The organism is Pantoea phytostimulans (assembly GCF_046118715.1).
GTDB classification, from domain to species: Bacteria; Pseudomonadota; Gammaproteobacteria; order Enterobacterales; family Enterobacteriaceae; genus Pantoea; species Pantoea phytostimulans.
Genome location: NZ_CP173701.1, coordinates 104,941 through 127,839, shown reverse-complemented (window position 1 = coordinate 127,839; position 22,899 = coordinate 104,941). Strand labels below are relative to the sequence as shown.

19 protein-coding genes are annotated in these 22,899 nt (G+C 49.3%); 12 read left to right on the top strand and 7 right to left on the bottom strand.

Annotated features, from left to right (window positions below; translation table 11 throughout):
- Positions 1-9: 9 nt before the first annotated feature.
- The 3 genes from ACF2G4_RS23005 to ACF2G4_RS22995 all read right to left on the bottom strand — a co-directional run bounded on the left by ACF2G4_RS23005 (position 10) and on the right by ACF2G4_RS22995 (position 3,120).
- Positions 10-1,491, bottom strand: a complete 1,482-nt coding sequence (locus ACF2G4_RS23005) for a UbiD family decarboxylase (protein ID WP_409076478.1) — start codon at positions 1,489-1,491, stop codon at positions 10-12.
- Positions 1,492-1,937: 446 nt separating this feature from the next.
- Positions 1,938-2,666, bottom strand: a complete 729-nt coding sequence (locus ACF2G4_RS23000; RefSeq protein ID WP_409076477.1) for an SDR family oxidoreductase — start codon at positions 2,664-2,666, stop codon at positions 1,938-1,940.
- A 10-nt stretch (positions 2,667-2,676) separates the two neighbouring features.
- The gene (locus ACF2G4_RS22995; protein ID WP_409076476.1) at positions 2,677-3,120 is read right to left on the bottom strand and encodes a GlcG/HbpS family heme-binding protein; all 444 of its coding nucleotides are present in this window, start codon (positions 3,118-3,120) and stop codon (positions 2,677-2,679) included.
- A 253-nt stretch (positions 3,121-3,373) separates the two neighbouring features.
- Here ACF2G4_RS22995 and ACF2G4_RS22990 point away from each other — a divergent pair, with 253 nt between their 5' ends.
- From ACF2G4_RS22990 to ACF2G4_RS22980, 3 genes are all read left to right on the top strand, one after another.
- Positions 3,374-5,119 (top strand): tannase/feruloyl esterase family alpha/beta hydrolase, encoded by a 1,746-nt coding sequence (locus ACF2G4_RS22990; RefSeq protein WP_409076475.1) that lies wholly within the window; start codon positions 3,374-3,376, stop codon positions 5,117-5,119.
- A 462-nt stretch (positions 5,120-5,581) separates the two neighbouring features.
- A complete protein-coding gene (locus ACF2G4_RS22985) occupies positions 5,582-6,814 on the top strand; it encodes an MFS transporter (protein WP_409076474.1) in 1,233 nt (410 codons plus the stop codon).
- Between the two features lie 397 nt (positions 6,815-7,211).
- Positions 7,212-8,186, top strand: a complete 975-nt coding sequence (locus ACF2G4_RS22980) for a VOC family protein (RefSeq protein ID WP_409076473.1) — start codon at positions 7,212-7,214, stop codon at positions 8,184-8,186.
- 300 nt (positions 8,187-8,486) lie between these two features.
- On the opposite strand, the gene ACF2G4_RS22975 is transcribed toward ACF2G4_RS22980, so the two are convergent.
- Complete coding sequence (locus ACF2G4_RS22975; RefSeq protein WP_409076472.1) at positions 8,487-8,669, bottom strand: hypothetical protein; 183 nt, start codon at positions 8,667-8,669, stop codon at positions 8,487-8,489.
- 277 nt (positions 8,670-8,946) lie between these two features.
- Here ACF2G4_RS22975 and ACF2G4_RS22970 point away from each other — a divergent pair, with 277 nt between their 5' ends.
- The 9 genes from ACF2G4_RS22970 to hpaI all read left to right on the top strand — a co-directional run bounded on the left by ACF2G4_RS22970 (position 8,947) and on the right by hpaI (position 19,996).
- Positions 8,947-11,253 carry a FepA family TonB-dependent siderophore receptor gene (locus ACF2G4_RS22970; protein ID WP_409076471.1) on the top strand — a complete coding sequence of 769 codons (2,307 nt, stop codon included), beginning with the start codon at positions 8,947-8,949 and terminating at the stop codon, positions 11,251-11,253.
- Between the two features lie 281 nt (positions 11,254-11,534).
- Positions 11,535-12,272, top strand: coding sequence for a PadR family transcriptional regulator (locus ACF2G4_RS22965; RefSeq protein WP_409076470.1), 738 nt, complete (start codon positions 11,535-11,537; stop codon positions 12,270-12,272).
- 355 nt (positions 12,273-12,627) lie between these two features.
- Positions 12,628-13,641 (top strand): 3,4-dihydroxyphenylacetate 2,3-dioxygenase, encoded by a 1,014-nt coding sequence (gene hpaD / locus ACF2G4_RS22960; protein WP_409076469.1) that lies wholly within the window; start codon positions 12,628-12,630, stop codon positions 13,639-13,641.
- Between the two features lie 99 nt (positions 13,642-13,740).
- On the top strand, positions 13,741-14,976 hold the full coding sequence (locus tag ACF2G4_RS22955) for an MFS transporter (protein ID WP_409076468.1): 1,236 nt from the start codon (positions 13,741-13,743) through the stop codon (positions 14,974-14,976).
- A gap of 48 nt (positions 14,977-15,024) precedes the next feature.
- Complete coding sequence (locus ACF2G4_RS22950) at positions 15,025-16,311, top strand: FAD-dependent monooxygenase (protein WP_409076467.1); 1,287 nt, start codon at positions 15,025-15,027, stop codon at positions 16,309-16,311.
- 38 nt (positions 16,312-16,349) lie between these two features.
- Positions 16,350-17,396, top strand: coding sequence for an amidohydrolase family protein (locus ACF2G4_RS22945; protein WP_409076466.1), 1,047 nt, complete (start codon positions 16,350-16,352; stop codon positions 17,394-17,396).
- Between the two features lie 139 nt (positions 17,397-17,535).
- The gene (locus ACF2G4_RS22940) at positions 17,536-18,402 is read left to right on the top strand and encodes a fumarylacetoacetate hydrolase family protein (RefSeq protein ID WP_409076621.1); all 867 of its coding nucleotides are present in this window, start codon (positions 17,536-17,538) and stop codon (positions 18,400-18,402) included.
- A gap of 3 nt (positions 18,403-18,405) precedes the next feature.
- On the top strand, positions 18,406-19,209 hold the full coding sequence (hpaH, locus tag ACF2G4_RS22935) for a 2-oxo-hept-4-ene-1,7-dioate hydratase (RefSeq protein ID WP_332625041.1): 804 nt from the start codon (positions 18,406-18,408) through the stop codon (positions 19,207-19,209).
- Between the two features lie 7 nt (positions 19,210-19,216).
- On the top strand, positions 19,217-19,996 hold the full coding sequence (gene hpaI / locus ACF2G4_RS22930; protein WP_409076616.1) for a 4-hydroxy-2-oxoheptanedioate aldolase: 780 nt from the start codon (positions 19,217-19,219) through the stop codon (positions 19,994-19,996).
- A gap of 51 nt (positions 19,997-20,047) precedes the next feature.
- Here the strand turns inward: hpaI and ACF2G4_RS22925 are convergent, their stop codons facing one another.
- The 3 genes from ACF2G4_RS22925 to ACF2G4_RS22915 form a co-directional block, all read right to left on the bottom strand.
- Positions 20,048-20,905, bottom strand: coding sequence for a DUF2218 domain-containing protein (locus ACF2G4_RS22925; protein WP_409076615.1), 858 nt, complete (start codon positions 20,903-20,905; stop codon positions 20,048-20,050).
- A gap of 206 nt (positions 20,906-21,111) precedes the next feature.
- Positions 21,112-21,498, bottom strand: coding sequence for a RidA family protein (locus tag ACF2G4_RS22920; protein WP_409076614.1), 387 nt, complete (start codon positions 21,496-21,498; stop codon positions 21,112-21,114).
- A gap of 25 nt (positions 21,499-21,523) precedes the next feature.
- Positions 21,524-22,855 (bottom strand): hypothetical protein, encoded by a 1,332-nt coding sequence (locus ACF2G4_RS22915; protein ID WP_409076613.1) that lies wholly within the window; start codon positions 22,853-22,855, stop codon positions 21,524-21,526.
- Positions 22,856-22,899 lie beyond the last annotated feature (44 nt).

The following is a 22,899-nucleotide window of genomic DNA, read 5'->3' as shown; positions in this document are numbered from 1 at the left end:
TCACCTCACTTATTCAAAATCGGGTAAAAAACGTTTCACATCGACATCTTTAAATTTTGATCGCTCAAAACTGGCTTTCATGTGCCAGGGTACGGTGCAGTCAAAAATAGTCTTACAGGTCATTCCCTGTTGCAGAATAGATGGACTGTATAGCGGTTCCTGCGAGGGATCGAGTGGATGGCAACGAACACCTGGAATAGTTAGTGTGTCGACATCACCCTGATAACGGGTCTGCATTGCCCACAGAATGTCATCGGTGTCGAAGATATCAACATCTTCATCCACCAGAATTACATGCTTGAGTTCAGAGAAAGCGGCGAAGGCAATTAAAGCCGCCTGGCGCTGGCGACCTTCATCAACTGGTGAAGCTTTCTTAAACTGAATCACTGCCAGCAGCTTGCCGCCGCCTGATGTGTGTGCATTGACGTTCAGTACGCGGCCCGGCATAGCGCGATCAAGCATGTCTAGAATACTGGCTTCGGTGGGGATGCCCGCCATGCTGACATGTTCACCGCTCGGGCCTAGCGTGGTTTGCAGAATAGGGTGTTTACGGTGAGTTACCGCTCTTACTTTGATAACAGGTAAAGCCTCTTTTGCTTCGCCGGTATAACCCGGAAATTCAGGCATTGCTTTACCGGTATTGGTGTTCTGGTCTTCCCGCACCCTTACATTTGGCAACAGCACACCCTCGATAACAATTTCAGCGTGGGCGATGGCACGTTCGTCAATCGATACGCATTGCGCTAGCTCTACCGGTTGGCCGCGTAGCGCACCGGCAATGCTCAGCTCGTTAAAACCAAGCGGCGTGGTGGGCGGTTCAAAGCAGGCAGCAATTTCAATGGCTGGATCGACGCCGATACTGATAGAAATCGGCAATGGCTGGCCCATTTTCTCAGCCTTTTCACGAAAGGCGTCAATATGTCGGCCCGGCGTCAGCCACATTGAAAGTTCATCACGACTTTGAATACACAGGCGGTGAATAGTTATATCAGATTCGTGCGTTTCAGGATCGGAGGCGTAGCACATGCCCATGGTAAAATAAGGACCAGCGTCTTCCTCTGTATTAGTCGGCGCCGGCAGCAAGGTGCGCAGGTCGAAATCAGGATTTTCAGCGTAGTGCACAACCTCCTGGCAAACGGGTTTTTCACTGATAACAACCGGAGCGACGGCGTGATGAACCGAGTCGCGTAACAAAAAACCCAGTTTTTCTGGCGGGCAGTCGAGCAGGTGACCAACGCGTTCGCGAGTTGACATCAGACCGGTCACTACACGTACTTCAGGAAACCCCTTAATCTTGTTAAACATCATGGCCGGACCTTTGCGGGTAGGGCGCTTGCAAGTGCCGCCTGCACCAACGTAGCGATAAACGCCAGACAGTTCCGCGTGCGGATCAACTTCAGCATTCGTACTGACAAACTCGCCTTTAATGGACTGCAATAATTCTATAGCCGAACGTAAATCGTGTTTTGGTTGTGAGTTGTGCTCTGACATGTTCTTCTCCTGTGAGCGGTTACGATGGAAAAAAACATAGCGCCGTAAAACATATGATAAAACTACCGTTTATATTTAGCATCCAAACTTTTTTGGTATAGCTAAATAAAATCAACGTTAGTGAGACTCATTTTTAAAATAAGTTACACTGTAAGTTAACATTATGTGAACAAACCACGGTTGATAATATTTAGCAATAGTTTTATTACATGATTGAATGAGTGTTAATGACTATTAATGGATTATCAAGAAGAGATTACTTTTGATAAGAAGTGATTTCTGAATTGAATTTAAATTGCCTATAAAAAAGCGGGCAAAGCCCGCCAGAATATTCGGTTACTTTGTTTAATCACTACTGTTACTAGCATGAGCCGGATACACGATTAGCTTAATGAAATCTACGAGGAAATTAACTAAGCTTAATATCCTTCTTTTGGCAAAACATATTAACCAAGCATTACGCCGCCATCGACTGCGATTTGCTGACCGGTAATAAAATCATTCTTCATTAAAAACAGGTAAGCATCAGCCAGCTCATCCAGCTCAGCAGTGCGGCCGAGCGGAATAATGTCGGCAAAATGCTGACGCGTCTGTTCCACCTGTTCAACAGGCTGATGACGCCAGAAAGGGGTAACTGTCCAGGTCGGCGCGACACAATTGACACGACAGCGGGGCGCTATTTCCGCCGCCAAACCCTGTGTCAGAGACACGATGCCCTGATTGCCAACATAGCTGGCACATGCATGTTGTGCACGACCACCCGTACCGGCAGTAAAGGTAAGTGAACCGCCATCACTCACTTTTTCTGATGCCAGCTTTCCAATCAATACGTTAGTAAGAAATTTTGAATGCATCACCTGCTCAATGAGTGCCATATCGGCATTCAGAAAGCCGCCCCCCATTGCGTCCCCAACCATTGATACAAGATGATCAAAAGGCTCGATAAGCGGGAATAAATGACGTAATGCCATGTGGTCATGAGCATCTATGGCCAGCGTAGCGCGTATGCGGGCGCCCTGATTTTGCAGGAGGTTTTTCGCCTCGCCCAGACGATCGCTGTTGCGACCGATTAGAGTAATTTCAGCGCCCTGCATTGAGGCTTTCTGCGCTACGCTAAAACCTATGCCTGAGCTGCCGCCAATAACAACCAGATGTTTATCCTTTAACGTTGCCATGTGCTTTTCCTCACTCCGCTGAGAGTGCCGCCGCCGCCAGATCGGCCAGCAACGAATCATTCGCGCCATGCGCCCCGCTGACGCCAACTGCGCCTACCACTTCACCGTTGAGCCATAAAGGTACGCCGCCTTCCAGTGGCGTCACGCCCGGTGTGGCGAGAAAGCTGGGCATTCCGCCATTAATAAAGCTTTCGAATTCTTTTGAGGGGGACTGCAACAGGGCTGCGGTACGTGCTTTACCCTGTGCCACGTTCGGGCTGATGCCAATCGCGGCATCAGTTCTGTCCAGAGTAATCAACTCACCCGCGCGATCCACCACTGCGACGCTGATGTGGAAACCACGCTGTTCAGCTTCCTGCAATGCAGCACAGACTACTTTGCGTGCACCGGCGAGAGAAACGGAAGAGAAACGGAGCGTTAAAGTGTGTTGTGCAGATTCAGATTTTGTGCCCATAAGCTTGCCTCAGGCCGGACGATAAAACGGCCATACAGTGTATTAAAATTAATGGAAATCATTCTCATTAAAGCAGTTACAACATAGCTATGATATATCTTGTGTGCAATCACTAAAAATGCGGTTGAGACAGGTAAAACATATTTCCTTACACTGCTTATCCAAATGCTGACTTTCTCCACGAAAAGATTTCGCAGTGAAAATATGTAATGAATTTATACTTGCCACACACGGTATCACCTCAGGGAACTCTATGAAGAACAAGCTTTATTACGGTCTGCAGTTGCTGTCACTGCTGGCCGTTTTTTTAATATTGCCGGAAGCACATGCAGCCAATTTGGCAATGATGAAACCCGCGGTCAGCTGTGACAGCCTGAAATCTACTGACCTGACAGAGATCGGTGGTAAAGGCAGTCAGATTAACAGCACCTCGGTTATCAAACTGAACAATGCTCAGTGGTGCAAAGTAGAAGGCACGCTGGCTCCGGAAATTAGTTTTCGTCTTTTATTACCCGCAGACAGCTGGAATCAGCGATATATGCAGGTAGGCTGTGGCGGCTTATGTGGCTCCATTACGCTGCAGCCCGGCGCAGCGGCAGGATGCGCACCGCTCAACAGTAACGGCTTTGCTGTGGCGGCGACAAATATGGGGCATCGTGAAGAGGAAGCGGACTGGGGAAATGACAGCCAGAAACGCAGCGATTTTGCCTGGCGGGGACAACATTTAACTGCGCTGGCCGCTAAAAAACTCATCGCCGCGTTCTATCAAAAACCGGCAGCATTTGCTTACTTCAACGGCTGCTCCGACGGTGGGCGCGAAGCGCTGATGGAAGCACAGCGTTTCCCGCACGATTTTAACGGCATCATTGCGGGTGCGGCAGCCATGAATTTCCAGGTTCAGAACGCGATGTATCATGCCTGGCAGGTAGTCAGTAACCGGGACAAAGACGGCAACGCACTACTGACGTCAAAAGACCTTCCGTTGATACATCAGGCTGTGCTGAATCAGTGTGATGCGCTCGACGGACAGAAAGATGGCCTGATTGCCGCGCCGGAAGCCTGTCATCCCAACCTGGATGTGCTTCGCTGCAAAGCGGGTCAGCAGGACGGTAAATGCTTGAGCAACGTACAACTCACCGCGCTGAAGAAACTCTACGACGGGCCACGCGATGCAAAAACCGGTCGTAAATTGATTGTCGGCGGGCCGCAGTATGGCTCTGAACTTGCCTGGCAGGGCGTGTTTATTCCTGAAGAAAAGAGCCAGCCAGTGATGAGCTCAATGATTTCGCTCTCTTCGCTGCGTTACGTTAATTTTGTCACTAATCCGGCACCGTCCTTTACACTTAATGAGCTGAAATTCGATCAGAAAACTTTCGATGAGCTCAGTAAGTTGCACAGCCTCTATGATGCTACCAATCCTGATTTGCGCGCGTTCGCTAAGGCAGGCGGCAAGCTGATCATCTGGCACGGCTGGGCCGATCCGCATATTTCTCCTCTCAACTCAATTGCGTACCACAATGCGCTGGGCAAAGAGATGGGCGCATCACAGCGCCAAGCCTTTGAACGTCTGTATTTGCTGCCCGGTGTTTACCATTGTTCGAATGGAGAAGGTCCGAGTCTGGTCGATTTCCTGACGCCCGTGATGAACTGGGTGGAAAAGGGCCAGGCACCTGACGCTGTCACTACCTGGCAGGCCTCACCGCAGCAGAAAAACAGCTTTGGTCAGCCTGTCGGCGCGGGTGGTAAGCTGCCTTTGAAAGCCGGCCCGATGCAGGGAGGAAAACCTCCAGTGATGGAACGTCCGGATATGAAACTGGAAACCATCCCGTCTAACGCAGCATCGCGTCCTGTTTATCCTTATCCGCAATATGCGGTGTGGAACGGCAAAGATGATGTAATGCAGGCGGCGTCCTATGTGCCGAAAACGTTACCTGTAATCAACGAGCGTTACGACTGGGCAGGATCGCATTTTTATCAGCCTTATCAATTTAGTCATTAAAATCAGTAAAAATGGAAATGTAAAAAGCGTCGCGATTGCGATGCTTTTTATTTTAGTGAATTAAAGCTTCGTGGGTTTCTATTAACACAGAATGTTTTTAATTTTTTTAAATTAATGTCTTTATAAAAAACCTGGCTATAAAAAAGTTTGACTCCTTCTAAGTAGTCTTTATTAGGATGAGAAAAGAGGGTATCCATAGCAAGTGAATAGTCGTGTTGATTTTTTATAAATAAAAGTCATAGCTGCATAAAAATTAGTGATTGGCTTTTTTTTAAGCTTTAATAATAGATTGAGTGTAGTTTTTGATATTGTAATTTTACCGCGGCAGCGATCACAAAAATCTGTGAAATTGCTGTTATTAATCCTTGTTTGAACCTATTTCTGTATGTCGTTAAACGATAATGATGAGCGTTACCTGAAAAGGTAGCGAGCTATTTTTTTGTAGCCAACGGCGGGTGGAAAATGAAAACAGGATGGTACGGTGAACTCACCAGAAATGAAAAGAAAACCTGGTGGGCCTGTCTGGGCGGGTTTACTCTCGACTCGATGGATAGCACTATTTATTCGTTAGTCATGCCAATATTATTAAGTCTGGCAATACTGACTAAATCCGAAGCTGGAATATTAGGATCGGCATCCTTAATAGGTAGTGCTTTGGGGGGCTGGAGCGCTGGCATGCTGGCCGATCGCTGGGGGCGTATTCGCGTCATGCAGTTAACGGTTTTATGGGTGGCCTGCTTTACAGCACTGACTGCACTGTGTGGCGAGTTCTGGCAGTTTCTGATCGTACGTTTTTTACAGGGCCTTGGCTACGGCGGCGAAGTTGTCGTTGGTGGCGTGTTAATCAGCGAAGTGATCCGTGCGAGTTATCGTGGTCGTGTTGGAGCATCAATTCAGAGCGGATACGCACTGGGTTATGCCATTTCATTGGCCGTACTGCCAGTGTTACTGAGTTTTTTCCCGCAGGAAATTGCCTGGAAATTATTTTTCCTTATCGGCATTGTTCCCGCTGTTCTGGTGTGGTTTATTCGTCGCTTAGTGCCGGAGTCACCCGTTTTTTCGAATACGACGCAAAATAAACAACCTAAAAAGATAACCGAGATCTTTCAGGCAAAGCACCGGCGTATTACCGTGACCGCAACTTTATTGGCCAGCGGAATATTTGGTGGTGCTTATATAATGATTACCTGGTTGCCAACCTATCTGCGTATGGAACTGGGATTGCCGGTAGTATCAATGTCAGGCTATTTAGCGATAAATATTTTGGGTTCGCTGATAGGCCCCTTTCTCTATGGCCGCTTAAGCGATAAGTTTGGTAGATGGAAAACCATTATTCTGTTTCTGTTGTGTCAAATGATTGTTGTCAGTATTTATATGTTTGCTAACGTCAGTCTGAATATGACGCTTGGATTGGGCTTTTTTCTCGGGGCATTACAGGGCGGTTTAGCTTCAGGTTTAACCCCCGCCTTTTCTGAATTATATCCTACACACATTCGCGGTAGTGGGGCAGGATTTTGCGCCAGTTTTGGACGCGGCTTCGGTTCGCTAATGCCTGCCCTGGTAGGTATTGTCTCGAGTCAGGTTCATTTAGGATATGCAATGGGAAGTCTGGCGATTGCTTCTTATTGTATAGGGATCGTTGCCGCTCTGTGCCTTCCAAATGCAACGGGCGTTAATCTCGCAGAAGTTAAATAAAGCGAATCCTTTTTAATTCTCGTCAGGGAAACATTTTTAGTGTGGGTGCGGCTTATACAGCGCACCACCTGTAAACTGACAGGCGCGGTCGGTGATGTTGAGACGCAACGATCAGTTGCGTGATAAGCCGGGGAACCGCAGCGCCTATTGCACGTTAATCTGTTTCGGTTATGTAAAATTCCTTTCGACTGCCCCGTGTGATCATGCAATCTGTCTGCTTATATAAACGTGGGGTTGCCGCTTCTTTACCCAGCCTGTCGTGTTACCGCTGTCACATTATAAAAGAAACTCATACCTGCAAAGGTAAAACCAACTCTCTTGTTGGGTGAAAGGCGGATAACTTACCTCTTAATTAAACAGAGAACATTGGTACGCCTACACAAGAAAGGAGGTCCTTATGACAAATCAAATGACGGAGCCCTGTCATGATATTGCCCATCTGGCACATGTCGAGATTTACACTGACAAATTTGAAGAGAGCCTTAATTTCTTCGTCAATGTCTATGGCCTTACCGTCTCGGCGCAGGATGAAAAGCATGCATGGCTGCGTGCTTGGGATGACTATGAATTTCATACCCTGAAGCTGACGCGTCATCATACGACTGGAGTAGGGCACATTGCTTATCGTGCCAGCTCGGAAGCAGCGCTGATGCGACGTGTGGCCGTAATTGAAGCCAGCGATTATGAAATAATTGGCTGGGTGAATGATGATCAGGGACACGGTCGCGCCTTCCGCTTTGCCGATCCTTTCGGTCATGTTTTTGAAATTTATTATGAAACCGTACGCTATCAGGCTGAAGTAGGTGAGACCCCGTCACTGAAAAATCTTGCGCAGCGTTACCATGGACGTGGTGCTTGTCCTCGCCGCCTCGATCATCTTAATTTGCTTGCAGCGGACGTAAGTGAGTTTAAACGCTTTATGGAAACCTGCCTCGGCTCGCGGGTTACCGAGATGATTCAGCTTGATAATGGCCGGATTGGTGGCTGCTGGTTCACGATCAATAATAAAACCTACGATCTGGCATGCACGGAAGAGCATGGCGGCGGCAGAGGACGTCTGCACCACGTGACTTATGCCACAGACACCCGAGAGGATATACTACGCGCTGCCGATATCTTTCTCGAAAACGGCGTGCATATTGAGACGGGCCCGCATAAGCATGCGATTCAGGGGACCTTTTTCCTTTACGTCTGGGAGCCGGCGGGAAATCGCGTAGAGCTGGCAAACTCCGGCGCTCGCCTGATACTCGCCCCGGACTGGCAGACTGTGGTATGGACAGAGACCGAGCGTAAAAAAGGACAAGCGTGGGGATTAAAGACTATTGAGACCTTCCATACGCACGGCACACCGCCGACACCAAAGGATCCATAAGAATGAGTTTTGCATTTGTTAGAGGCTGGCATAATAAAGGGGAATAGCACTTGCTGGCCCATTGCTTAGCATTCAAGTTTTAACCTGATCTTCTGCCTGAACAGGCAGAATTTCTTCGCAATGTTTTACGTGTAATCCCTGCAATCGGCGTTTTGCGCCAAGCCCTTAGCTATTTAATATAAAACTTTAGCGCAGATCAGCGTAGTCATAAATGCTGATCTTTTGACCGGTGACGCACGTTTTTTTATTCATTAGGTTGAGCCAGATACGATATTTTTCGTACTGTTACTTCAGCAGCTTCTACAGCATGCGCAGCTCCTGCCAGGCAAAGGTATCCTCCAGCTCCGTCGGCGTTTCACTGACCGGACGGTGCAGGTTTTTCGGGTGTTTTGCTGTTCTGGCGAAGTGACGGTTGAAGCCGGCAATAAAGTTTTCCAGCCAAGCGTTAGCGGCATTAATGTCGCTGATGTTTTCTAACCGCATCACCAAAAGCGATATAATTAAACGGTGACTACCATTCAGGCGCGAATAACCTTCATTACGTTAAATGAAACGCCCTTTCAAATACACTTCTTTTACGTTCTCCATTTTTTATCCATAAATTAAACTTTCTGCACATGTCACCGCAGTTTTCTGTCGTTGAATGTAACCAATTGCGTTTAAATGTATCTTTATGATTCATCCTTCTGATAAATGCGAATGATTATGATAATTATTACGGCGCAATTTTTTGCCGATAAAAATAACCTGGTATAATCATATGTCTTATTTTTTTAATGCACGGAAAACTGCCTTGTCTTTACTGGTAGGCAGCATAATTCATAGCGGATATTCTCTGGCTTCGAATTCAGAATCTTCAGTACCGTTATTACGGAATGCCGAAGAAATAAACAATGCTTCATTGCCAAATAAAGCCAGAACGAAAAGTAACTCAGAAGATGTCACTGAAAAGAAGGCTACAAATGCTGACGTTATGGTTGTTACGGCAAAGCCGGAAGAGAAGCTGAAACAACAGCCTGGCGCTTCTCTGATTACACAAAAAGATATTGAACGTGACCCACCCGTAAATGATTTATCAGAAATTATTCGTAAAATGCCGGGCGTGAATTTAACCGGCAACAGTGCAACCGGTAGCCGCGGAAATAACCGCCAAATTGATATCCGGGGAATGGGGCCTGAAAATACGCTTATATTGATTGACGGTGTGCCGGTTTCATCGAGAAGCTCAGTTCGTTATAGCCGGACGGGTGAACGCGATACCCGTGGCGACAGTAACTGGGTGCCGCCAGAGATGGTTGATCATATTGATGTTTTACGTGGCCCAGCCGCTGCGCATTATGGTTCAGGCGCAATGGGTGGCGTCGTCAATATTGTTACTATACGCCCAACCAATGACTGGCATGGTTCTCTGTCACTCTTTACCAATCAGCCCGAAGATAAAGATGAAGGCGCAACGAAGCGCATGAATTTCAGCTTAAGCGGCCCGCTTGTTGATGATGTTTTAACCCTGCGTCTGTTTGGGAATATCAATAAAACTGACGCAGATGCATATGATATCAATAACAGCGAAAATGGCTCTTACGCAGCCGGCAGGGAAGGAGTACGTAACCGCGATATTAATACCCAGCTTCAGTGGAAAATTAATCCGCAACAGTATCTTGATTTTAATTATGCCTATAGCCGACAAGGCAATATTTATGCCGGTGACACGCAGTACAGTAACAGTAATTTAAGCACGCTTGTCCCTGATTTATATGGTTCAGAAACCAACCGTATGTATCGTCAGGCCTATAGCATAATACATAACGGCATTTGGGACTGGGGCCAGTCTAAGCTGACGATGAGCTATGAGGATACGCACAATACCCGTCTGGCAGAAGGTTCAACCGGTAAAGTCGAAGGTATGATTAGCAGCGATACCTACAATACCAGCCGTTACAAAACCTGGCGGATTAATAACGAATTCACTATTCCTTTTACGCTGTGGGTAGACAATACCCTAACGCTGGGTGCTGAGTGGAACAAAGAACAACTCAATGATCCCGCGTCAATGCAGGAAACTGACGCCACAGGGCTCGACATTAACGGTATTTCCGGCGATCCCTCGCAGCGAGCCAGTAAAAACAGTCAGGAACTCAGTGCTGTTTACCTGGAAGATACGATTGATGCTTTTGACGGTACGACTCTCATCCCTGGCGTGCGGTTTGATTACAGCGATCGCTTTGGCAGTAACTGGAGCCCAAGCCTGAACCTGCAGCATGCGTTAGGCGACAATGTTACGTTCAAAGCCGGTATCGCACGCGTTTTCAAAGCGCCGAATCTCTATCAGTCCAGTGAAGGTTATCTGCTGGCAAGCAGCGGTAATGGCTGTAACATTGGTGGCAGCACCGGTTGTTATCTGATGGGTAACAGCGATCTCAAACCTGAAATCAGCATTAACAAAGAAATCGGTCTGCAATGGAACGACGAAGGCTACAGTGCGGGGCTTACCTACTTCCGCAATGATTATCAGAATAAAATCGTCGCGGATAACGGTAATTCTCTGGGCACCGTTGAGGTGGCAAACGCGCGTTACTCATCCACGTATGATATCTATCAGTGGCAGAACGGGGGCAAGGCTCTCACTCAGGGAATGGAAGCGAACCTGACTATCCCTGTGGTAGAAGACACCCTGAACTGGCGAACCAATGCGACCTACATGTTTACCTCCAAATATAAAGAGACAGGTAATCCTCTGTCTCTGATCCCGAAATATACCGTAAACAGCTGGCTGGAATGGCAGATGACAGATGCCTTGTCGACTACCCTCAGCTGGACTATGTATGGCCGCCAGCATCCACGTACCACAGCCGAAATTCGTAAGGAAGCCAGCGGGCTGGCGGAAAACGAAGTGGGTGCCTATGCCATCTGGGGCGTAGGAGCAAACTATCAGTTTAATAAAAACCTTCGTTTCACTGCTGGTATCAGTAACTTACTTGATAAACGTATTTATCGGGAAAATGAGGGTGCCTCTACCTATAACGAACCTGGTCGCGCTTACTATGCGGGCGTAACCACGTCATTCTGATAGAAAGTCCCGAATGAGCAAAATGTGCTGTAATTAAGTACAAACATCAAAGCTGGTCATTTTATATGGTCAGCTTTTAATTCCTCCCCCCTCTTCTAAAAGCAATTAATTATCTTCTAAATCAGCAGCTTTCTAACTACAGCGGCAAATTTTTGGCTGTTGATTTACTGTTTTCTCATCCCTGATGTATCAAAAATCCTCTTGCATCTTATTATCGTAAGATATACAAAGATGAATATCTTACGATACAGTCTTAAGACACATTTAATCAGGAGAGACCTATGTTTAGAGATATGTTTAATGAACGCCGTGGCGGCTGTGGTCGAAAACACGCGCACCGCAATGAATTTGCTGATCAGGTTGAAAGCCGTACAGAGAAGCCAGAAACAAGCGTTAACCAGTGGCATCAGGCGATGCGCGGTGAACGTCATCGGGGACGTTTTGCCGGTCCGCATGGCGGACGTGACGGGGGTCATCGCGGGCATCGTCGTGGTGGTGGTGATTCCGGTCATCGCGATCGTCCCTCTTTCCTTCGTGGCAGGAAATTTGGTGCGGATGAGTTACAGATTTTATTACTGACGTTGTTGAAAGAGCAGGCCAGCTACGGCTATGAGCTGATCAAAACTCTGTCAGAAAAAAGCGGCGGTTTTTATAAACCAAGCCCGGGCGTGATTTATCCAGCCCTGACTTACCTTGAAGATGTGGGCCATGTCACTGTGCATCAGGAAGGTAACCGCAAACGCTATGCGATCAATGAGCAGGGAGAAAGCTGGCTGACCGACAATCAGGCAATGGCGGATGCGTTGCTTGCTAAACTGGCGTTGTTCGCTCAGCAGAGCGAAACCGTGAATCAGGCAATGTCTGAGCAGCGTCAGCCGTTTGAATCGTCATTAATGCAGGCGCTTCATGAACTACGAAGCCAGTTACATAGCTATCATGGCAGTGATGAAGAGACGCAGCGACAGGTTGCCGCCATTTTGCAACAAACGCTTGCACAGCTTAAATCTGTAGAATCTTAATTTGTATCAAGCTCGCACTAACGCATTATAAAATAATAACTTTCCTCCACATGCTGATCCTGCCAGTACGGACAGCATCATAAAAAAGGTATTGAGTGATCCCTCACTTAATACCTTTTTCGCTTTGCTGAGCGCTGCAACTTCAACGTTTTTTAACCTTCATCCTGAATTGTGCGCTTGATCTCCAATTCATCGCAAACAATGAGATATATCTATTAATACGATATATCTAAATTATCGCTTCCTCGTTACTGAAGTCAGTCGTAGTGGCGGGGGCAAAAGCGGGCCGGTTATGTCATTGCTGGCTCACATAACAATACTGACAATCGCTTCGTCTGAAAGAGAGAACATGCCCATGCCACAGATTGATGAGTTGGTTTTGGAACCCCCCTTTAATGTAACGCGTGCCAGCCACGTCGTGCTTAACGTCCGCGACCTTAATGCCAGCCGGCATTTCTATACCGAGCTGGTCGGGCTAGTGGTGAGTGATGAAGATGATTCGGCTGTCTATTTACGCGGCCTCGAAGAGCGCGGGCACCACAGTTTAGTGCTGCGTAAATCATCTGAAGCGACATGTGTATGTATCGGAATGCGCGTACGTAATGAAGACGATATCTATAAAGCACAGGACTATTTTGCCGAACAGGGCAAAACGGCGACGCTGGCTGATGTGCCTTATCAGGGGCTCACGCTGCGCGTCAGAGACAATGTGGGTGTGCCACTCGAATTTTGCGCATCAATGGAACCGCGTGAACGGATGCTGAAACAGTATCAGCATTATCGCGGGGCCAGCGCGCAGCGACTTGATCACTATCAGCTGCAGGTCAGCGATGTTCGCCAGACGTGGGGCTTTTATCAGGCTCTCGGATTTCGCGTCAGTGAATATACCTATTCGAATATTAGTGAGATGCAACATTTATGGGGCGTCTGGCTGCAACGGAAAGGCAATCCGCACGATATCGTCTTCACCCAAGGTCCAGGCCCGCGCCTGCATCACTTTGCTTATACCCTGCCGGATTCCAACGACATGATCCGCGCCTGTGATGTTGCCGGTGCGTTAGGTTATGCGCCCAGCCTGGAGCGTGGCCCTGGCCGGCACGGTATCAGTGGTGCACTGTTTACTTATTTCCGCGATCCTGACGGGCATCGCATCGAATTGTTCAATACGCATTATCAGCACATCGATCTGGAACCCGCACTCGGCTGGGATTTAGCTGATCCTAAACGCGCCGATCAGTGGGGACTTCCCGCCCAGAACAAGTGGTTTACCGAAGCCACGTCCTTTACTGACAGTGTTCTCACTCAACCGGAAATCCGTGTCGATCCTCCTACGCTGGAACGTTTTCTTGCCTTGGCTAACGATGGTTAACCGTTCTGCAGTAACGCTGTAATACGCGTGGCGCAAAGCCCGCTATCCCTCTGTTTCTGCATCAGCAGACTGTGATATCAGCTTTAGGGAGACAGGATCGTGAGTACATTCATTCAAAATCCACTCGTCAGAATTCTCGTTGCCTACGCCCTCGGCGTAATGGCTGCAATGACCGTTAGCGAAGCCGTAACTGAATTAGGTTCTATTGCTAAAGAGTTTCACGTATTCGACCACAGCCAGATGGGCCTCATTATGTCCCTGCCTTCGCTGATGGTTGCGTTAGGTGCACTGTTGGCCGGATACATTGTTGATCGTGCCGGGGACCGTATTGTTCTGTTAGTCGGTGCCGTCGTTATTGTCATTGGTGATGTTTGTGTCGTTGCCGCCCCCACATTCAACTTACTTTTAGCCGGGCGAATCGTGACAGGCATAGGTTACGTCATGACGGCCGTTGCCGCTGTAACGCTGTTAATTCGTATTACGACCGGCAAACAACGCAATATGGCGATGGCATTATGGTCAACCTTTGTTCCCGCCAGTTTTCTGCTGCCCTTTCTCTCTGCCGGTCTTGCGGACCACTTCAGTAACTGGCGCGCTGCGTTTATTGCGCATTCGCTACTGACGCTGCTGCTGGCATTCATCGCCATGATTAGCCTGCCGCGTCGGAGTGCAGAAGAGAAAGCGCAGTTTTCACGCACGCGTGGTCTGCGCGCTGTTCTGAGAAGCCCACTGATCTATCTGCTCGGTATTTCATTTGGTGCCGACGCCTTTTTGCAAACCGGCATTATTTCCACACTTGCGCCCTATTTATCGAAACGCTACAGCGTACCGCTGGTGGAAGTGGCGCACTGGAATGTGGTGGCGATGATATGTAACGGCATTGGCTGCCTGATGGTAGGCGCAATGCTTAACCGGGGAGTAAAGGCCGCCGCGATTGGATTCGTTGGGCTTATCCTTACCGGCATTCCAGCCCTCGCAATTTACATGTTGCCACTCGGTTTCATGCTCTCGGTGGGCGCGTCATGGCTGTTTATGTTTGGCAGCGGCCTGCTGGTGGGCATGTGGGCAATGGCACCGGTCGTCGCGCCAGCACGTGAAAGCATTGGCGCCACCAGCGGCTTGATCACACAACTGACGCTGGTTGGCGTGTTCTTGGGTCCTCCACTGTTTATCGCGGCACAACACAGTGGAAGCATGCAGTCGCTGGCAGTGTTGGTTATCGGTGGGCTGGTTGTTTGTCTGGCAGGCGTACCGATCTGGCTGCGCGATGTTAATCATCAGCCCGGACGCGACGCCCATGCTGGAGACCGTAGCACCCTGAAAAGCCATATCTGAATTTCCTGAACGCTGAGCTTAAAAATTCATAAACAAGAGGACGTCACTATGTTGGATATCGTCATCATCGGTGCGGGCCCGGCTGGCCTTGCCGCTGCCCTGCGCCTGCATCAACAGGGTTTTCGCCCGCGGCTGTTTGAAGCCGTTGCAGAGATAAAACCGCTGGGTGTCGGCGTTGACATCAAACCCTATGCAGTCAGGGAAATTACCGAGCTAGGTTTATACGACGCGTTTGTCGACATTTCGGTTGAAGCGAAAGAATCGATCTTTTACACCGGCCACGGACAGCAAATTTTTGCAGAACAGTGCGGCCGTCATATGGGCTACGACCATGACCAGCGATTTGTTCATCGGGGTCGTCTGCAAATGATGCTCTACAAAGCGGTACAGGAAAGGTTGGGTCAGGATGCCATTACGCTGGGCTGTCGTTGCAGCGGAATTGAACAGGATGAAAACGGCGTTACCGTACATTTCGATAACCATCTGAATCCCGATGCGCCACAGAGCGTCCACGCCGATGTGGTCATTGGCGTAGACGGGATTCGTTCTGTGATCCGCAGCAAACTGCTGCCCGAATCGGCGCGCAGTCATTTCTCCGGTTTGACGCTTTACCGCGGTGTCACAGTAATGCCGCCATTCAAAACTGGTGGCAGCATTTTGCATATCGGCGATCCGATTCGTCAGGGCACGCTGATCGTTTACCCGATACAGGACAACGTAGATGGCAACGGTAACCAGTTGGTCAACTGGGTTATCGAGCAGAACGAAAAGCCGCAGAGCGAAGAAGACTGGAATCAGAAAACCGGTGTGAAAGAAATTGAACATGTATTTGACGACTGCAAGCTCGATTTTCTTGATGTCAGCGAAATGATCCGTAATGCCAGCGAATGCTACCTGTTTCCGCTTATCGACCACGATCCGTTACCGCAATGGTCGTTTGGTCGTATTACGTTGCTGGGCGATGCCGCGCATGCCATGTATCCCCGTGGCGGTAACAGCGTGTGCCAGGCGTTTGTGGATGCGCGAGTGATCGCCGAAAAACTGGCGTCTGTTGCCGATCCGGTTGAAGCACTCAGCGCTTATGAAAATGAGCGTCGCGAGAAGGTGAACTGGCTGGTTGTTGCCTCACGGGGTGAAGGGCCGGAAGTCGTGCGCCGTATTGTAGAAGAACGCAGTGGGGGCAAACCGTTTGAAGATATAGAAGCTATCTTCCCCCACGAAGAAGCCTTGTCGATTTTCAGTGAATACCACGCCAAAGCGGGTATGCGTATACCAACAGAGAAAGAGACAGACCAGCCGGCTAAATACAAGTCGGTCTTTGCCACACAAAAATAACGTGAAGCAATCTTAACGTAGACAGAAAGGAACGGATTATGAGCAAGATTATTGATTCCAACATGCACTGGCTGCCGGGTGAACTTTTCTCCGACAAGAAACTTCTTAACTCTTTCCTCGACTGCGTACCCAAACAATACGGTGTGCATACGCGGGTGGAACAAATTGAAGGAACGGCGCTGAGCCAGTTGATCATTGAGCAACCTAAAGGCTATGTGAATCTCAACTATGCCGAGGGTCAGTACACGCTGGAAAGCCAGCTCGCCGACATGGAAAAAGCTAGCGTGGATCACGCTATTTTCCGTCTGCCAGTGTGGCAGGAATGGCTCGATTTAGAGACCTGTAAAGAGGTCAACACCCGCATGGCAGAGTATGTGAACCGCAGCGAGGGCCGGATGTCGGCGTTGGCAGTGGTGCCGCCATGGGGTACCGATGATTGCCTGCGTGAAGTGGATCGCTGCCTGAATCAGCTCGGTTTTCGGGGTGCACAGATCGTGGCGCACTATGGTCAGATCTATCTTGATGATGCGGCGTTTCGCCCCTACCTGAAATTCCTCAATGACCTGAATGTGCCGGTTGTGGTGCATCACACACCGCTGCCGGTCGATTTCAATTCGGTACTGCCTTATACCAATCAGCGTCGTCAGTTTGGACGCTGCGTTGATCAGGCTACTGCAGTAGGACGTGAGCTGTTTAGCGGCATGTTCGATGAGCTGCCGAACCTGCGTTTTATCCATTCAATGCTGGGGGGTGCATTTTATGCATTCGCCGACATGCTGGTGCCACCACAACATCAGTTTAACGATGCGGTCGACCGTTTCCAGACCGGAACTGGAAACCTGCGCGCGCAATTGAGTAATAACATTTTCTTCGACACGTCAGGCGCACCGCAGTGGGGTAAAGCGCAGCTCGAAGCGGCAGTGAAAGTCATTGGCGGCAAAAATATTCTCTACGGCAGCTCATATCCGATCCGTAAAGACTGGTTCTTCAAGGGCATTGAAACTATTCGGAGTCTGGACATCAGCGAAGAGGATAAAGCCAGTATCCTGGGCGGGAATGCCGCGCGTATTTTCAAACTGGAGTAACGCGTTTCGGCGCTGCGTCAACGCCGTAAAACCCTCTGTGTCTTATTTACTGCTCAGCCACCATGCTGGGAGCGGCGGGCTTCTGTTCGCCGCTTTTTTGCCCGGCAGGACGAAATGAAGGAGATTTCCATTGGAACCGATCAGATTTGTCAGTTTCTCCACGCTTGATGGACGGGTTAAAGGTTATGGTCTGATAAAGGGACAGGGTGTGATTGACCTCAGTAAACGCGTTGGCGATCGCTGGCCAACACTTGATGCGATCATTGCCGATAATGCCCTGCAAACATTGACCGCCGACGCGGAAAACCTGCCCGTTGACTATGCGCTAAGCGATATTCAGTTTGAAGTGCCGCTCACTCATCCCGGTAAGATTTTATGTGTGGGGGTTAATTATCCCAACCGTAATGCCGAGTACAAAGATAATCAGGTCGCGGCTGATTACCCTTCTCTGTTTGTCCGTTTTCCAGAGTCACTCACCGGACATCTTCAGCCTTTGCTGCGTCCTGCCGAAAGTGAACAGCTTGATTATGAAGGCGAGATTGTGATCGTTATAGGTAAAGCGGGCCGCCGCATTGCCCAGAACGACGCAATGGATCATATTGCGGCCATTACGCTGGGCAACGAAGGCACGGTGCGTGACTGGGTCCGCCACAGCAAATTCAACGTCACTCAGGGTAAAAATTTTTATCATTCCGGCGCGATCGGTCCCTGGCTGGTGCCCTTTACCCATGCCGCTCAGCTGAATGATATCCATCTGGCTACTTACGTGAACGGTGAGCTTCGCCAAAACGACCGTACCAGTAATATGACCTTCTCTTTCGCCTGGATCATCGCTTACGTTTCGACTTTTATTCCGCTGAATCCCGGCGATATCATTTTTACCGGTACGCCTACCGGTGCGGGTGCGCGCTTTGAGCCTCCCATCTGGCTCAAGCCTGGTGATGTGATTGAAGTACAGGCGGAAGGGATTGGGACGCTGCGCAACGTTGTTCGCGATGAGGGGTGAATCATGCTTAGCCAATCAGATATTTTGAGTGTGGCTGAAGCACTCGATAACGCAGAAAAATCACGTCAGCAAATTGGATTAGTCTCCCTTCTACATCCCACCATGACGCTGGATGAGGCCTATGCCGTTCAACGTGCCTGGGTGAAACAAAAAAAAGAGACGGGGCGTAAGGTTATTGGCTGGAAGATTGGTCTGACATCAAAAGCGATGCAGTATGCGCTCAATATTTCCACACCAGATTCAGGCGTGCTGTTTGATGACATGCTGTTTGAAGATGGCGACACGATCACGGCAGATCGCTTTATTCAGCCGCGTATTGAAGCTGAACTGGCATTTATTATGAAAGCGCCGCTCAATGGCGAGAATGTTAGCGTCAGCGATGTCTTAAACGCCACCGCGTATATCGTGCCTGCGCTGGAAATACTGGATACGCGCATTGTGCGAAGCGATCCCGCCAGCGGTAAATCGCGCACCATTATTGATACCGTTTCTGATAATGCCGCTAATGCCGGCATTGTATTGGGCAGCCAGCTTTTTGCGCCTGATCAGATTGATTTGCGCTGGACAGGGGCCATTGTTTCGCGCAATGCAACGGTGGAAGAAACCGGTTTAGGTGCGGGGGTGCTTAATCATCCGGCACGTGGCATCGCCTGGTTGGCAAACCGGCTGTCACAATATGGCGATTACATTGAAGCCGGGCAGATCGTGCTGGCGGGCTCTTTTATTCGCCCGGTTGAAGCCCGTCATGGGGACACTATTCATGCTGATTTTGGGCCACAGGGTTCAGTCAGCTGCTATTTTGAGTGAGGTCAAAATGCCTGCACCCGTAAATCACTTTAAAAAAGCGCTACTCAGAAAAGAGCCGCAAATTGGTCTCTGGCTGGCGCTTGCCAGTCCTTATGCAGCAGAGATCTGCGCCGGTGCCGGGTTCGACTGGTTGCTGCTTGATGGTGAACATGCGCCGAATGATGTGCCGCTGTTGATGAGCCAGCTTCAGGCACTCTCTGTTGCATCGGGACATGCCGTTGTTCGCGCACCGATGGACGCACCGTGGCTGATAAAGCAACTGTTAGATATTGGCGCCCAGACATTATTAATTCCCATGGTCGAGAACGCAGAACAGGCACAGGCTCTGGTGAAAGCTGTTCGCTATCCACCGCAGGGCATTCGTGGAGTCGGCGCAGCACTGGCCCGTGCATCCGCTTTTAATCGTATCGCAGATTATCTGACGTCAGCGAATGAACAAATCTGCTTGCTGGTACAGATTGAAAGTCGCGCCGGTCTGGAGCAGTTGGATGCAATAGCCGCCACTGAAGGTGTAGACGGGGTGTTTATTGGTCCCGCCGATCTCGCTGCGGATATGGGATATCTTGGCCAGCCAGCCGCAGAAGAAGTCCAGCAAGCTGTTGAGCAAGCATTAATACGAATTCAGTCACATGGCAAAGCGGCAGGTATTTTAAGCGCCGATCCCTTACTTTGCGCCCGATATCTTGAGCTGGGCGCGACGTTTGTTGCGGTAGGCAGCGATGTGGGATTGCTGGTGAAATCCACCAGCGTGCTGGCAGCAGATTTCCATGCCAGGTTAAAAGAGTAAGCCATAAAAATGCAGACGAAACGGATCCTGTCTGCATTTTACTTCATTACATTAAACAGACTGCCAGGTTACATCCAGCTTTTCACGTACTGCCGCTTCTTCCAGATGACGCACTAAAATGTGCTGCATCTCCTGAAGATTTTCTGCGTTAAGCGCGGTTAAGCTCACGCGGAAAATGCCTTCCAGTGCCTCCATGCGCACTTCGCCCATACTCATGCGAAAATGGCCGCTGCTCTCATCGGTCACAACGGGTGTTCGGTGTTGAAAATGGCTACAAAGGCGGCGTAAATAACGTTCGCCATTTGGGGTTGCGATATCAGCAACGCATTTTTCTGCGCCCTCGCTTAACACCGGCAGGTTGAACAACGCTTCAATTTGATTTGCTGCAATATGAATAATATCGCCTATACGCGCAATCACTTCGTCGGCAACCGGCTCCATTTTAATGCGCAAACTCAGTGCGCGTTTCAGGTGATCCATCGCCTCTACGATTGCCTGTGGCGATTTGCCATGCGCTTTCGGCACGACACGTGCCATCAGCATATCGGTCACGCTTTTATTCGCACTGAGAAATGCTTTACCTTCATCGGTAATACTGTAGCGTTTACGCCCGCCCTTTTCTAAATCGATTTCAGTGTAGCCGCGATCGTAAAGCCAGGTTAAAGCCGGATAGATAACACCCGGGCTGGGCTTATACGTGCCGCCCAGGCGCTCTTTTACTTCATGGATCAGTTCGTAGCCGTGGCTGGGTTGTTTGGCGATCATTGCCAATAACAGCAGGCGCAGTTCACCATAGTCGAAGGCGCGCGTGCGCCGGCCTGGTTTACCGCCGACCTGTGTTACAGCACTATCGGCTTGCCCGGTGCTGAGATTATCTGCAATCTCATCCGAACGGCGATTCTGGACCATTATTACCCCGTTCAATAACCACACTATATAACTGGATTTTAAATATATCGGAAATGTTGTAACTGACCAAGCTAACACGCGACTTGATAAGATTTTCCAATCAGGTTCGTTGGTCTGAGTCGCAAAAATGCGCTTAATTTTTTACTGTCAGATGCACAGGCAATATAGATAAACAGGCGGGCAGACACAAATGCTGCCCGCAATTTTCATTCTCCCAGCACAGCAGTAAAATCGCACTGAATGAGCGTATTGCCGGTGAAATTACCCTCTAATGCATGACGGGCAGGGCGGGCGTTGACGTCAGGAAAGGCTTTCTCCCAGTGACGGTTCACCGTTTCGCGTTGAGATTTATCCTGCATCCACAACGTCATTTTAATCACATCCTCAAGCGTTCCCCCTGCGGCTTCTACAATGCTGCGCACATGCATAAACATCAGTTCACACTGTTGTTCCAAATCTGCGGGTACCTGCTGCGTATGCGGATCGCGACCATAGATAACGCCAGAACAGAGCATTGGCCCGATGCGGCAGGCTGCCGGAATGGGATTAGCATGGGGAAAACCATCAATATAAATACTTTGCCGTTTAGCCATAACCTTCTCCTGAAGTCAGTCAGAATTAATAGTCGTCATCCGCCATCTTTGCGCCAAAGCGATACACCAACCGCAAGCGTTCGGCGTGATAATTACCGGTGACTTCTGAAGGGGAATGCACGTAATCCAACTCAAATTCCAGATGCAGGCGCGGAGTGACGTTATAACCAAGGATCATAAAGGCTGCGTTGATGTTCTCAGCAGGCAGCGGATAATAGATGCCGGTAGAGTCTTTCAACTCCAGACGCGTTACGCCTAATACGCCTAACCAAGTTTCATCATGATAGGCGTAGCGCAGTGCAAACGCGTTACCAGGTTGGTTGGTGGTGACCATAGAAACCAGCGGCTGTCCGCTCTCCAGCGGCGTATGGTCATAAATGCCATAACTGTAAGGTGCAAAGAAGCCACCGCTCAGGAAAGCATCCTCTTTGGACGGCACATAGGTGGCAGCAAAATAGATGTCGTGATTGCGCGAACGCATGCCGATGCGTCCTGAATAGAGATCGGTATCAACGTTGCGATACGGCGAGGCTTGATCGCTGGCATCCCACTCATGCAGATATTGTGCGCCCCAGTAAGGTGTCCAGTTGCTGAACTTTAGCCCAGCAACAGGAATTTCCGCGCCACCATAAGCGAGTTGTGCGCGTTTATCAAAATTGTAATACCAGGCTTCTGCGGTGGTGTTCCAGCGCCGGCCATAACGTAAACCCAACGTGGTAAAACCATCGCTGTCAACCGAGGGAACGCTGGTATCTTCTATTTCCGGATTGCCCGCATCACCCTTTTCAAAATGCTCTGAACTCAGCGGTTTGAAACGATAGATACGGTAAGCATTGAGTTTGAAATCGCCTTTCTGATTTAGCGCGTATGTACCGCCAAAGCCCTGATATAGGGCAGGGACCATTGTCCAGCCTTCGCCCTCGTTCGCAAAAGGGGTATCTATGCCAAAACGACCAGCCTGAAGATCAAGCCCATATCCCTGATAGCGCAGAAAAGCTTTTCCGAGCACCGTCGTGTTATCGGATGGCAGATAGATTTCAGTTTTCTCAACGTCAGAAGGATTCATTCCCAGGTTATAAGCACCATAAGCGCCCAGCCCAACGCTGAATCCACCTATTTCCGGACTGCGATACTGAATATCACCGCCCAGCGAACTGGTGCGCTTGTTCGGTAACGTACCGCTGAACTCTTTGAAAAAAGTCATGGTCTTCAGCTCGCCAGATATATTTCCCTGAGCGAGCCAGTCGTTGAAGCTGTCTGATTCAGTAGCCGGTAATGCTTCGGCGTAACACGCATTGCAAAACAGTGCCAGAGGCACGACGGTTAAAGCAGTTATTTTAAATTTTTGGACACGCATTGCCTGATAACCTCGTTTTATAAATATGTAGGGTTAATGTCTAT

Excerpts from the sequence above, each read along its gene's own strand:
- ACF2G4_RS23005 (WP_409076478.1), bottom strand. The coding sequence starts at position 1,491 with ATGTCAGAGCACAACTCACAACCAAAACACGATTTACGTTCGGCTATA.
- hpaI (WP_409076616.1), top strand. The coding sequence starts at position 19,217 with ATGCCTGCACCCGTAAATCACTTTAAAAAAGCGCTACTCAGAAAAGAG.
- hpaD (WP_409076469.1), top strand. The coding sequence starts at position 12,628 with ATGCCACAGATTGATGAGTTGGTTTTGGAACCCCCCTTTAATGTAACG.
- ACF2G4_RS22985 (WP_409076474.1), top strand. The coding sequence starts at position 5,582 with ATGAAAACAGGATGGTACGGTGAACTCACCAGAAATGAAAAGAAAACC.
- ACF2G4_RS22970 (WP_409076471.1), top strand. The coding sequence starts at position 8,947 with ATGTCTTATTTTTTTAATGCACGGAAAACTGCCTTGTCTTTACTGGTA.
- hpaH (WP_332625041.1), top strand. The coding sequence starts at position 18,406 with ATGCTTAGCCAATCAGATATTTTGAGTGTGGCTGAAGCACTCGATAAC.
- ACF2G4_RS22980 (WP_409076473.1), top strand. The coding sequence starts at position 7,212 with ATGACAAATCAAATGACGGAGCCCTGTCATGATATTGCCCATCTGGCA.
- ACF2G4_RS22920 (WP_409076614.1), bottom strand. The coding sequence starts at position 21,498 with ATGGCTAAACGGCAAAGTATTTATATTGATGGTTTTCCCCATGCTAAT.
- ACF2G4_RS22915 (WP_409076613.1), bottom strand. The coding sequence starts at position 22,855 with ATGCGTGTCCAAAAATTTAAAATAACTGCTTTAACCGTCGTGCCTCTG.
- ACF2G4_RS22965 (WP_409076470.1), top strand. The coding sequence starts at position 11,535 with ATGTTTAGAGATATGTTTAATGAACGCCGTGGCGGCTGTGGTCGAAAA.
- ACF2G4_RS22945 (WP_409076466.1), top strand. The coding sequence starts at position 16,350 with ATGAGCAAGATTATTGATTCCAACATGCACTGGCTGCCGGGTGAACTT.
- ACF2G4_RS22950 (WP_409076467.1), top strand. The coding sequence starts at position 15,025 with ATGTTGGATATCGTCATCATCGGTGCGGGCCCGGCTGGCCTTGCCGCT.
- ACF2G4_RS22925 (WP_409076615.1), bottom strand. The coding sequence starts at position 20,905 with ATGGTCCAGAATCGCCGTTCGGATGAGATTGCAGATAATCTCAGCACC.
- ACF2G4_RS23000 (WP_409076477.1), bottom strand. The coding sequence starts at position 2,666 with ATGGCAACGTTAAAGGATAAACATCTGGTTGTTATTGGCGGCAGCTCA.
- ACF2G4_RS22995 (WP_409076476.1), bottom strand. The coding sequence starts at position 3,120 with ATGGGCACAAAATCTGAATCTGCACAACACACTTTAACGCTCCGTTTC.
- ACF2G4_RS22975 (WP_409076472.1), bottom strand. The coding sequence starts at position 8,669 with ATGCGGTTAGAAAACATCAGCGACATTAATGCCGCTAACGCTTGGCTG.
- ACF2G4_RS22990 (WP_409076475.1), top strand. The coding sequence starts at position 3,374 with ATGAAGAACAAGCTTTATTACGGTCTGCAGTTGCTGTCACTGCTGGCC.